Source organism: Paenibacillus sp. AK121 (assembly GCF_019042715.1).
Taxonomy (GTDB): domain Bacteria; phylum Bacillota; class Bacilli; order Paenibacillales; family Paenibacillaceae; genus Paenibacillus; species Paenibacillus polymyxa_C.
Window position 1 is genome coordinate 153,784 of sequence record NZ_JAHPJM010000012.1, and the last position, 12,089, is coordinate 165,872.

The 12,089-nt window shown below is 45.5% G+C and carries 14 protein-coding genes; all 14 read right to left on the reverse strand.

What is annotated here, in order from left to right; genetic code table 11:
- Positions 1-13: 13 nt before the first annotated feature.
- Positions 14-1,015, reverse strand: a complete 1,002-nt coding sequence (locus tag KSP24_RS19965) for a diacylglycerol kinase catalytic domain-containing protein (protein WP_216976351.1) — start codon at positions 1,013-1,015, stop codon at positions 14-16.
- Positions 1,012-2,073 (reverse strand): SPFH domain-containing protein, encoded by a 1,062-nt coding sequence (locus KSP24_RS19970; protein ID WP_216976353.1) that lies wholly within the window; start codon positions 2,071-2,073, stop codon positions 1,012-1,014. Before KSP24_RS19970 ends, KSP24_RS19965 begins: the two co-directional genes overlap by 4 nt.
- A 231-nt stretch (positions 2,074-2,304) precedes the next feature.
- Positions 2,305-3,075, reverse strand: a complete 771-nt coding sequence (locus tag KSP24_RS19975; protein WP_254207903.1) for an alpha/beta hydrolase — start codon at positions 3,073-3,075, stop codon at positions 2,305-2,307.
- Positions 3,076-3,193: 118 nt separating this feature from the next.
- Positions 3,194-4,216: a FecCD family ABC transporter permease gene (locus KSP24_RS19980; protein WP_013370034.1), complete on the reverse strand. Its 1,023-nt coding sequence runs from the start codon at positions 4,214-4,216 to the stop codon at positions 3,194-3,196.
- Positions 4,209-5,216, reverse strand: a complete 1,008-nt coding sequence (locus KSP24_RS19985; RefSeq protein ID WP_216976354.1) for a FecCD family ABC transporter permease — start codon at positions 5,214-5,216, stop codon at positions 4,209-4,211. The genes KSP24_RS19980 and KSP24_RS19985 overlap by 8 nt, the downstream gene beginning before the upstream one ends.
- A 10-nt stretch (positions 5,217-5,226) precedes the next feature.
- Positions 5,227-6,207: an ABC transporter substrate-binding protein gene (locus KSP24_RS19990; protein ID WP_216976356.1), complete on the reverse strand. Its 981-nt coding sequence runs from the start codon at positions 6,205-6,207 to the stop codon at positions 5,227-5,229.
- Positions 6,208-6,374: 167 nt separating this feature from the next.
- Positions 6,375-7,058 carry an HD domain-containing protein gene (locus KSP24_RS19995; RefSeq protein WP_216976358.1) on the reverse strand — a complete coding sequence of 228 codons (684 nt, stop codon included), beginning with the start codon at positions 7,056-7,058 and terminating at the stop codon, positions 6,375-6,377.
- A gap of 46 nt (positions 7,059-7,104) precedes the next feature.
- Positions 7,105-7,833, reverse strand: coding sequence for a HEAT repeat domain-containing protein (locus KSP24_RS20000; RefSeq protein WP_216976360.1), 729 nt, complete (start codon positions 7,831-7,833; stop codon positions 7,105-7,107).
- 198 nt (positions 7,834-8,031) lie between these two features.
- Positions 8,032-9,066 (reverse strand): NAD(P)/FAD-dependent oxidoreductase, encoded by a 1,035-nt coding sequence (locus KSP24_RS20005; RefSeq protein ID WP_216976361.1) that lies wholly within the window; start codon positions 9,064-9,066, stop codon positions 8,032-8,034.
- 257 nt (positions 9,067-9,323) lie between these two features.
- A complete protein-coding gene (locus tag KSP24_RS20015) occupies positions 9,324-9,773 on the reverse strand; it encodes a hypothetical protein (protein WP_216976363.1) in 450 nt (149 codons plus the stop codon).
- Positions 9,774-9,798: 25 nt separating this feature from the next.
- Positions 9,799-10,320: a GNAT family N-acetyltransferase gene (locus KSP24_RS20020; protein WP_216976365.1), complete on the reverse strand. Its 522-nt coding sequence runs from the start codon at positions 10,318-10,320 to the stop codon at positions 9,799-9,801.
- A 48-nt stretch (positions 10,321-10,368) separates the two neighbouring features.
- Positions 10,369-10,866 (reverse strand): 8-oxo-dGTP diphosphatase, encoded by a 498-nt coding sequence (locus KSP24_RS20025; protein ID WP_216976367.1) that lies wholly within the window; start codon positions 10,864-10,866, stop codon positions 10,369-10,371.
- 93 nt (positions 10,867-10,959) lie between these two features.
- Positions 10,960-11,421 (reverse strand): hypothetical protein, encoded by a 462-nt coding sequence (locus KSP24_RS20030; RefSeq protein ID WP_013370024.1) that lies wholly within the window; start codon positions 11,419-11,421, stop codon positions 10,960-10,962.
- Positions 11,422-11,432: 11 nt separating this feature from the next.
- Entirely contained in the window at positions 11,433-11,861 is a 429-nt protein-coding gene (locus tag KSP24_RS20035) for a GNAT family N-acetyltransferase (RefSeq protein WP_216976369.1), read from the reverse strand.
- Between the last annotated feature and the right edge of the window lie 228 nt (positions 11,862-12,089).

The following is a 12,089-nucleotide window of genomic DNA, read 5'->3' on the forward strand; positions in this document are numbered from 1 at the left end:
CCTGTACAAACCTCTACACGACTAGATGCCCTTTTTTCTCCGCCGGTCCAATGGTCGCCTCAATGCCAGCATTAAACTCCAGAAAGTCGCTTTCCACTCCATCACTAAAAATAACTCCATTCTCCGGCATCTGCGAAGCAATGCGCAGCGGTCTTTCAACTGCCACCTGTCCAAACACCAGCTCCGCAGCAGTCGTCCGACTGGGAAACGGTTCTCTCACCGTAAAATAAAGCGATGGCGAGCTCCAGGTTGCACGATGATCCTGTCCCATTCCTTCTACTGTCCCCTCCTGACTAAAAGCAGCACCTGACACCAGGTGATCTGGAGTCAGCGAGACCGGATGACGTGTAGCACTGCCGACAATCCCGGCCGCTCCAGCCAGCACACTGGTCAGCCAGCCCGTCGCCCCCAGTCCCGTGGAAACAATAATACCGCTGGACGATTGCTGCTCTACCTGACCCTCCAATCTCAACTCATATCTCGCAGAAACATGAGTTTTGCGCCCGATGAACAAATCGTTCACGGCATATAAGGATTGACCATCATTTAGTTGGGCCTTAGCCAACGTAACCTCCTTAATCGGCCGTCTGTGCACGAACACATCCGGCACCACCCAGTGCAGATCAGATACAGTAAACGGCAGCAATACCCCGTCCCAGCGCAATGGATCTGGATTCACGCCGATTAGCGGCTGCTCGGTCAAATATTTTAACGTGTTGGCTACCAGCCCATCCTGACCCAGTACCACCACCGTATCCTGTTCACCAAAAATAAAGTTCGGCACATGCTCCCGCTCCACAATCTGCACACGGCCCAAGACCGACAACTCGGACGTTGCCGTTGCCACCGCCCTGCGGTAATTTTCATCCTCCAGCACATAATCACTGAAATCCGCACCCAACCGTTCCATAAAGAAGCGAGCTTGCTGCACCGTATTGTATCGGACAATCAGTTCCTCCAGTCGCGTTTTACGCTTCACCAAAATAATCTTCTGCTCTGTCATTCGGTTGTTCATCGTGCTCTTCCTCCAGATCCTCTCGATCCTGCTGATCCGTTTGTTCCCGTATCTGACATGAGACCTTGTAGCAGATCCGGTGTAATATTCAACTGACCGATTTTCCCTGCATTTTCTGCGAGCTCCTGAAATGCGATCGCGATCAGCTTATCCGGGCTCATATCCATGTTGGCCATAGCTTGAAGTACGTTGGGCTCGACATCCTGCAACGATTTCATCACCGCTGTCAGCTCATAGGCCTTGGCATCGGCTTCCGCCTTTTTATTCGTTACGGTCAGCTCAATCAGTTCGCGTTTTTTCTCTTCCAAGGCCGTGTCAAACCGCAGCTGCTCCTCCTTCATCTCACTTTGCTTTTGCTTTACGGAACGCTCGGCATCCAGTTGGGTTTCGCGGATCTGCCTTTTTTTCGTCTCCACTGCAATTTCCGTATTCAGCTCATTTTCCTTTACACGGCGCTCCTGCTCAATGGATGCGTTACGACGCTCATACAAAGCGTGATCCGCACTACGAAGAATTTCCTCTCTCGCCTGCGCTTCCAGTGCTCTCATCGTCTCCTTATTGGGTAAAATCGCCAAAATGGACAGCCCCATGACCTCAATGCCCAGTTTCTCCATTTCTGTATGCTGAGCAATATCCTTCGTCATGTTTTGGGCCAGACGTTCACTGGACTGAACTGCTTCTTTGAGTGGGACACGTTCCAAATACTTTTTGGTAAGCACCTTGGCAATGTTAATCACCCGTTGGGCCAGCTTGCTTGGATCGTCCGAAATGTAGCGCCGTTCCTTCAAATCATACGTGTAGTTTAAAATCTGCGTCGTTCTGCGGTAATCCACAATCCGATAAGTCAGTTGTCCCTGCACTGTCACTGCCTGGAAATCATTCGTTATATCCTCAAACATGAACGGTACATCAATGGAAGAGACCGGCACGACGACGACCGAGGTGGTCGGGGCGTAGTAATAAAAGGATAACCCGACACCCTCTCGAACCACCTTCCCGTTCTTCACCTTCATGACATATTCACTGGGTTGAAATTTAATAAAATTAAATCCAAACATCGTCGCTTCCTCGCTTTCTTTATCGTATCCATCATCTTGTTAATTATTAATTGTTATTATCAATTTGTTATTAACAATAAAATAACACAACTAAACAATAATATCAATATGACATTTACAAAAAAAATAAAGGCTGCTCCCTCTCCGATATGCTCGGTTGGGGAAACAGCCTCAGATTTCTTGCATTTTTTTAATAAAAACACTTTCAAAAATGTATACCTATCTACATATTTAAATAGAATCACTAGCAAAACGAACCGCTCTGCTAACCAAGACCGGCAGCACGGATATATGACCTTCGTCTGCAAATTCCCGGTACTCTACGTGTAGTCCTAGATTGTCCCTAGTCGTTAGACGTGCAGCTAAGTCCCTGGCTTTTTCCTGCATGCCACTAAAATGCCCAGCCTCTAACTCCCCTACAGCAATCAACAGCTTTTTAGTCCAATGCTTCTGAGCTATAGAAGCTACAAACTGTTTCTCTTCATCCTTAATAGCTTGTCCACCCCAGTGTATAGACGGACTTCCCGCTACATACACCTGAAAAGAGTCTGGTCTTGTAAACAGGGTATGTAATACGAACAGTCCTCCAAGCGAATGCCCGAAGATCGTCTGTCGGTTGCGGTCGATAGGAAAATCACGCTCAATCATAGGCTTAAGCTCATCTTCAATAAATGACAAGAAATGCTCGGCGCCCCCGCTTTCTATAGCTGCATCTTCGTTTGGCTTTATGGGAAGCTCTACAGCCGCCCCCGGTAATGTAAGATCGTAATATCGTGAAGGATGAAATGGAGCCTCTGTTGGATAGCCTATTCCTACAATGATAGCTGGAACAACCCCTGTTTTTTCGGGCCGTCTACCCTGAACGCGCACTGCTTCCACCATGGTTCCAAAAACAGAATTGGCATCCAGCACATAAATAATAGGATAACCAGATACAGGAGGTTCCTCGGCAGGGATGGCAATATAAATATGATACTCACGGTTTTCAGCCTGCGAGTGCATCACTCGATGCTGACTACGAGGAACGCATACGGCTCCGTGAGCATCGCTGGAATGATTAGTTTGCGTAAATACGCTTTTAATGAGAATAACCTCCTGTAGAACCTGAATTCTAATGAAATCAGGCCGTTTTTTTCATAAGCAAGACTACAAAATATGGGACCCCGATCACCGCAATAATCAGTCCAACGGGAATTTCCGCAGGCGCAACTACCGTTTTGGCAATAAAATCAGATAATAGCACCAGTACCATACCGACCATACCGCATACAGGAATCACAAAACGATGATGAAGGCCAACCAGCCTTCTGGCGATATGAGGAGACAATAATCCTACAAAGCCTATTCCTCCCGAAACAGACACACAGGCACTCACCAGTCCAATGCTGGACAACAGAAGAATAGACTTTTCCTTTTCGGTCGCAACCCCGAGACTTTTAGCTGTATGTTCATGCAATTGAAATAGATCCAGAACATATGACTTCAGCCAAATAACAGGAATTAAAATGACGAGCCATGGAATTACGGCAGCAACCAGCTTCCAATCAGCACTCCAAATACTGCCCGACATCCATACTGTCGCCATCTCGAAATCCGAGGCTTTCATTTTCAGCGACAGATATAAGCTTAAGGAACCGAAGCCAGAGCCAATCGCGATACCTACGAGAAGCAGCCGCTGCGGATCCAGACGACCTGCTTTCCAAGCAAATAAATAGATCAGCAGCGCAGCCATCAAACCTCCAATCAAGCCGAAAAAGGGCATAGCCAGCGCTGCAGTCCAGCCGGTTGTTTCCATTTGTCCCTGGTAAAAGAACATAAATATGACGATGGCTGCCCCCGCCCCTGCGTTAATGCCTAAAATGCCGGGATCGGCCAAGCCATTTCGTGTAACTCCCTGTACTGCCGCCCCAGCAATCCCCAGACCTAAGCCGACCAAGGCCGCAATCACAATACGCGGTAGCCGAAAATCAAAAATCACCAAATCCAACTGCGGAGTAGGGTGAATACGGAACAAGGTCTGAATTACTTCCTGTAGGGTCATGTCGAACTCTCCATGGGTCAGACTGACATAGGAGGCTGCTAAAATGAGCGCAGCCCCGCCTGAAAGGACGAACCACAGCCGTTTCGCACTGATTTTACGCATGCTCTCCCCCTCCTTTTCTACGTATTAAGTACAGAAAGAAAGGGATGCCAATGACCGAGGTAACCACACCAATAGGCGTTTCAAACGGATAATTAAGAAAACGGCTCAACACATCAGACATGCCCAAAAAAAGACCACCGATCAATCCAGAGCATGGAATGACCCAACGGTAATCTACACCGATTAAATATCGGGTAATGTGCGGAATCAACAAGCCAACGAAGGCAATTTTTCCTGCCAGCGCAACAGAAACACCTGTCAGCAATGCTACACAAAGCATGGCCCCCAGCTTGACCGGTAATGCCCGCTGTCCCAGCCCTGTGGCCACGTCGTCGCCAAGCGACAATAGTGTTATTGGCTTGGCCAGCAGCATCGCTCCCACAATTGCCACAAGAGCAAAGGGAATTGCCAATTGAATCATATCGGGATCCATCTGATGCAGACGAGCGTTAAACCAGAAGCTTACATTTTGCGATACATTAAAATAAATGGAAAGAACGGCCGACAGACTGCTTAAAAACGTGCCGATGATCGTTCCCAAAATGGCCATACGAACCGGAGCAAGACCGCCGGGAATCATCCAGGCTAAACCAAACACAATAGCCACTCCTAAAGCAGACCCCGCAAAAGAACTTCCGATCAGGCCCATCGAAGTGGAGTTTGGCGCGAGAATCATCATTAAGGTGATCACAAATGCCGCCCCATCCGACACGCCCATAATTGAGGGTGAAGCCAAGAAGTTCCGCGTCATTCCTTGCATAATGGCTCCTGAAATCGCAAGAAAAGCACCGATTAATATAGAGCCGACCGCTCTGGGCAGACGCGAGTTTAAAACGACCTGATGATCCACATTCCCAGCATCAAAATGAAAAAAGCTAGCAGTTACCGTCTCCCATTCTATCGTTTTGGCTCCATACATCACAGACAGCAGTAGCGTTAATACGATAAATAAGGGAGAGACGAAGATTACAACATAAGGAGAGATCAACTTTTTTCCCATGTTCCTACCTTTACTGCGAAAGTCGGTTCATAACCGCTTCCAAAAAGGCAAGTTTGCTCCATGAAGTACCACCTTGAGCATTGGGATCTACAATATTGACGAAGGTTTTCCTATTCTTAACGGCATTGATGCTGCTCCAAATCGGATTCTTCTCCAAATCTGCCAACGCCTGCGGTTGATCCTTGTTCTCTCCTTCAGAGAATTGCACGAACAGATAATCCGGGTTCATATCAGCCAATTTCTCCAGAGAAACCGCCTCTTGTGCTTTAACTGTATTTAACTCTTCCGGTACTTTAGCTCCTAGATCAGCATACAGCGAAGGATTGAAATATACATCTGCAGGATATACATACAAATTGCCTGTACGAATCCTTACCATGAGTACCTTTTTATTTTCCCATATTGGCTTTAGCTTCTGTTGGGCCGCTTCCGCATCTTGCTTGTACTTATTCAGGATCTCTTTCGCTTTCGCCTCTTTGCCCGTAAGTTCTCCCAACATTAATAGATTCGCTTCCCAGTTCGTTGAAATATGGGATACTGGAATCATTGGAGCGACCTTACCTAGCTGATCTGCCACCGCAGGCCGAAATTTAGAACTTCCCAGAATTACATCCGCTTTCAGTTTGAGGATCGTTTCAGCGCTAGGCTGCATTCGGTCACCAACGTCTGTAGCTCCTTCCATTGCTTTCTCCATGAACTCAGGGAATTTCCCGCCCGAGGTAACCGCCCCAGTTGGTTTCACTCCAAGGACAGCCGCATCTTCCATCGCTTCCAGACTAGCTATAATAATATGATCCGTTTTGGCCAGCTTATAAGTCTTATCTAGATATGTAATCGTCTTGGCACTTTCTCCGTCAGAAACAGACGTTTGTGTCGATGCATTGGTATTCTTTTGGGCTGAGCTATCCACCTCCTGTACCTTTTCACCACATGCCGTCAACAGCAAACTTGCCGATAACAAGGTACACATCCATACTGCAAACTTCTTCATAATCTAAAAGACTCCCCTCTACCTACTTGAATTTAAAGATAATAATTATCATTATCATTGATAACTATTATCAATAGTAGGAGAGAAATCGGTGTATTGCAATATTTTTTCTAATATTTATTAAAAAGAGAGCTGACTTCTCCTGGAATCATTGCAATTAGGAAGCATCAGCCTCCCCTGTTCTGTTGGATATCATTCACATTCCATTCTCTATAGAACTGCTCCAAATACATCTCCATCCATTGATGCCGGACCTCCGCTAGCTCTCGGGCATAAGTGGTGTTCATTAAATCCTTGAGCTTGAGCAGCTTTTCGTAAAAATGGTAAATAGCACTTTTACCTGCGGCGCGATATTCATACTGTGAATAGTCCTGACCTGGTTCATGCATGATACTGCCCTTTGAGCCTGCATACATAAAGGTTCTTGCAATCCCAATCGCTCCCAGGGCATCCAACCGATCTGCATCCTGTACAACCTGACCTTCCAGCGTTTCCATAGGCGGGTTTTGTCCACCATTGTAGGACATTGTAGCAATAATGGTCATTACGTGTGTGATCACGTCCGGATCGTTTACATGCAGATGCAGCCACTGCTCAACTTTATCCAGCCCCGCTTGTTTGGAATCATTCAATTTTTCATCCGCTACATCATGCAGCAGTGCTGCCAGTTCACACACGAACGGATCTGCACCTTCTTTTGCAGCGATTTCAATGGACAGCTTCCTCACCCGGTCAATATGCCACCAATCGTGACCACTGTGGTCATGCTCCAACTGTTGCTGTACATACGGCTCTGCCTTTTGAATGATATCTACTCTTATCGCTTCCTGTTGCTCTGTTCGTCTGTTCATAAGTCACCTTTCAATCCCGTCCATATTTGCTATGTGAGAGGTTGGTTTATTTTTTTATATGCTTGTCCATTTGCTTAGCGCGAATCATCGAGAGCGCCTTACGGGCTGCCAGCTTCCCATTTGGGCTTCCATGCTTCACTACTTCTTTTAATATTTCGGTCGCTGGTTCATACCCATGATATCCCAAAAGAATACATGCCCGTTCCTGTACATACATATCTTCATCATCCACATAGGAAAGCAATGAATCCACCTCACTGACAGGTGTAATCGCCATTAAGCTGTAAAGAAGCTGACACCTCACGTCATCCTCCATAGATGAATCCTTTTCCAGTATAGCCTGTAATTCATGCATACAGCGAATATCTTCTGCTAGTTGTTCGGTGCTTATGTCCTCGTCAGACGGGTAATCCTTATGCAGCTGTTCCCAATCGAGCTCCGGGTTTTGCTCCAACTCTGCAATCAACGAAGCCGCACTTCGGTATATCGGTGACAAATCTGTTTCCTCGTGATTTATATAACATAATTTATATGCCAACGGTCCTTCTACATACAGGCCTACATAATTAGAATGATCATCCGTCCATAGAGGGACGATATGTTTGAACACCTCGATCTGCGCCATCCACTCAGTACTCTCAGCAAGCTCCTGTTCACTCAGTAATCGTAGCTGAACCTTGTGCCCTTTCTGCTTCTTACTATGGATCAGTAAAGCTTCCAGCGTATCGTCAGGCAGATAAATCGCTAGACGCTCAAACACCTCTCGTAAGCTCATTTTTTCACACTCCTAATCTTTTCTACTCCAAATCTACTATTTAAGTCCCGAAAAAGACAGGCTTTCTTCATTTTATTCTATATGTGTGTGGCATCCAACCTTAGGTCGAGAAGTCCTTAACTATGCAAAAAAAGAACCTCCTCAACCACATCAGCTGTAGTTAACGGAAGTTCTTTATTAAACACTGATTCCCTTATCTTACTCCACGACACCAAGCTCGCGGTTTTTTTCCTTGAATCGGCTGTTATGAGAAGATACATATGCCGCTTTGTCAGCTGTCGGATCAATGTACAGCTTGGCGCTGTTGAGGGCAAGGGCGGCGTCTGTGAACGTACCTGCAATCAGATACAGCTTGCTTCCGTACTCGACAAAATCGCCTGCAGCGAAAATCCCCGGTAGATTCGTTTCCAGCTTGTCGCTCACGCGGGCATGCCACTCTCCCATATCCAGCCCCCAATCTCGCAGGGGACCGAAATCGGATTTTAGACCATGATTCACGATAACTGCATCAACATTCAGCATCTCTGTTTCGCCCGTATCTACATGATTGATCGTCACCTGCTCAATCGTCTCTCCGTTGTTGCTATGTAACTGACCTACCGCGTAAGGTGTGAGAACACGAACCGAAGAGGATTTCATACGGGCTACATTTTTCTCATGTCCGCCAAAATGATCCCGACGATGTACAACTGTCACACTCGCCGCAATAGATTCCAGCTCATTCGCCCAATCTACCGCCGAGTTGCCTCCACCGGAAATCAGGACGTGCTTGTCCCGGAACGGCTCCAGCTCTTGTACGGTATAATGCAGGTTTGTAACCTCGTAACGGTCAGCGCCTTCAATCTCCAATTTAGCCATTTTGAGAATACCATAGCCTACGGCCAGAACGATCGTACGCGTCCAATGCTGTTCCCCTGTGGCAGAAGTCAGCAGGAACGTACCATCTTCTTGCCGATCCAAACCCGTAATCTGTTGCCCCAATACAATGGTAGGCTCGAACGTTTTTGCCTGCTGCTCCAGCTGGTCGATCAGCTTTTCACATAAAATCGGGGTAACGCCTCCAACATCCCATATCATCTTCTCAGGGTATATGCGCATCCGTCCGCCTAGCTCATGCTTGGCTTCGATCAGCTTGGTTTTCATATCTCTCATTCCACTGTAAAACGCGGTATACATACCGGCAGGACCGCCGCCGATGATCGTTACATCATATAATTCCAAGGACTCTGTCACTCTGCAACTCTCCCTATCATAACTTAATATGTCTGCTTCTATTATAAGTGATAATAATTATCAATATCAATTAAGAAATAAAAACATATCTGTGACAGAGGTTTTTGTGATTTTGGAACTACATTTTATACAGTTATCTGGCTATTGCTTTTGTTAATCCGCAGCTTAACCAAGTATTGATCGTACATTCTGTGCTTGGATATGATCTTAAATTCATGCATGGAAGAATTCATATGTTCATTTCCTCCTTCATCTTTTCAGCTGTATTTTTTGAAAAAGTCACTTCCGTGGATTATCCAATATCGTTCAGCAGGAGGGACCTCTTCCAAAAAGTTCTGATATTCCCCTTTCCACCCCACCGGGACATAATGTTCGAAAGAAGCTGGCTCTGGAAATAGCGAGTAGAGAACTTTCTGGTCAAAATCAACATACAAAGCAGGACAGAATTCCAACACTTCATCCTTATGCTGGATTGCATCATCTAGCATCTGGAGCATTGTAGTGAGTTCTCCCGCAGCCACCTTATATTCACAGATGTGTTCCAAAAATGCTCCCGCTGTAGTCTCATCCAAAATAGCGATACCAAACCGTTCCTCCATCTCGGTATTCAAAAACCAATACTCTCTTTCCGTCACATACCAATTCCATTGTCCCTGAAAAACGACACCGACAATAATATTTTGTGCATATTCAGGCCATATTTTCATGAGCTTTTGTGTTCCCCTCCCTCACTTACAGCTCGATCCAAAACCGGTTTACACGGTTTCCATCTTCCTCTATGTAATCCTTGTCTGGTGTTCCGCCGTTTCGCAGAATCGTTCTTTTGGAACTGATATTATCGGAGTCGCATACGACGAGGGCTCTGGAAACACCCAACTCTTTTGCTTTGCCCAATGCCAGACTCAGCATAGTCACAGCGTACCTGTTCCCTCGTGCAGAAGGACGGATACCATAACCAATATGTCCCCCAGCATTTAACAGATGCTCGTTAAGATCATGACGGATATTCACTGCTCCGACGATCTGGTTATCTGCATCCATCAGCCAGTATGTCGAACTTTTAACCCAGCCTTCAGACAAGCCAATTCCATTTTTCTGTTGATTTAAAAACGTCAGCATACCTTCAAAATCATACGGTTCTATAGAAATCACCCAAGGCACCATTTGCTCCTGGCTTTTTTTCCATTCCTCATAAAATGAAAGATAAGTATCCTTCCAGCGCCGATCCGGCTCAACCAATCTTACAGTCTGCATCCCGCTCACGACCTCCTCTTTAAGCGCTCCATATATCTCTAATGGTCGTCATCTCTGCACCCCATAGTTCTTAGTCGTTGCTTCCAGGGTTTCATCCGTCTCCGCCAGCCACACGGAACTAACCTCAAACGTCCCCGGCTCGAAAAACAATGGGAATCTCCGCTTAAACCAATCCTGCATCGGCAAATTTAGTGCTTCCTTCATATCCACCCACAGCAGATCTCCCTCAGGGGGGTTCTTTAATAGTTCACCTTCCGTTGCTGTAGCCAAATAGTTAAAGACCATATATCTCAGCCCTTGATTTGGATCACAATATTCGTCGATTCCTTTAAATACAATTTCCGTAACCGTTAAGCCCGTTTCCTCCTTTACTTCGCGAATGGCTCCGTTCACAATGCTCTCTGGGAACTCTACTTTTCCTCCTGGAGCAATATAACCTGGAAACCCCTTTCGATTGGGTCTATTCATAAGCAATACCTTGGTTCCGTCTTGAATCATGCACATAGTATATATTTTGTGTGTCACTTCTGTAGCCAATCCAATCATACCTTTCTTTATTCACGATTCTCTATGATCTAGCTTTTAACTTTCTCACCGACATATTGTAATTGGTTAATTATAGTATTCCAATCAGAACAATCACAGTCCCTCTTCAAACAACTGCATACCTATAATTTCAAAGGAGACACCATCGCCTGCTTTAACGTGGATATCACCATTCATTTCTTCCGAATCTAAAACAAACGTAGCATCTCCTACAACAATCTCCAGACATTCTATCCCGCCTGCTTCGCCTTGCATCACTTGTTGTATCATTCCTTGAATCCAATAGTCGCCTAGCTTTGGTTGTGGGCGAACAACGCCTGTCTTTTCAGTAGGCCTCAGTCTTCTGAACCCTTCTATACTGGATTGAGAAATTTCAACCGAAATGACACAGCCAGGAATTAACTTGTCCAAGCTTTGTTTATACGGAACAACATACGCATATCCCGAGGTCAGTTCACACCAAAAAGATGTCCAGTAGCCGTATACCTTTTCCTCGCCAATACTACGAATGATGATCTTTTCATCTTTATTTACTTCCTTGATCTGTACACGCATATTCGGAGTCCTCAGTAGATATTTTTCTTATAATAATAGTGTTTAAAGCCTCTAGGAGCCTCCTCAATGACACCGACTACTTCATACCCATGTTTCTCATAGAATTCAGGCGCTTGAAAAGAAAAGGTATTTAGTTGTATAAAATTACATCCTTTATCTCTAGCCATTTGTTCGATTTCACCAAGCAATTGCGAACCGTAGCCCTTCCCTCTATGGACCTGATCTACCCACAAAATATCAACCTCCACCCAGTTCCAACATAGTACACTTAGAAGACCGCCGATGAACTGACCTTCTCCATTTTTCAGCGTAAGATTAATCTCTTCATATTGGGTTTGAATATCTGCTGGGACGTGTTTTGCATTAAACTCAATCAACTTGTTTCTGACGAAACGAGCTTCATCCTTACTACTTCGACTCATTTGAGGTTCCAGCGTCATGGCTTAAATCCTCCAATTTAGAATGTATACTAACACTACTGATTCAATCTATAAAATACTAAAGTTAGAAACCTTTCATCTTCCCACTGTTATTTATTGTATATACTTTTCTAAGTTTAGTCACATGATTCATTTTAACCCGACGTAAACGCAAAAAAGCAGGCTCCCTATGAAACAGAGAGCCTGCTGTCTTTTGTATCATCGTCAGGCTTACAGAAGAAGAGATGG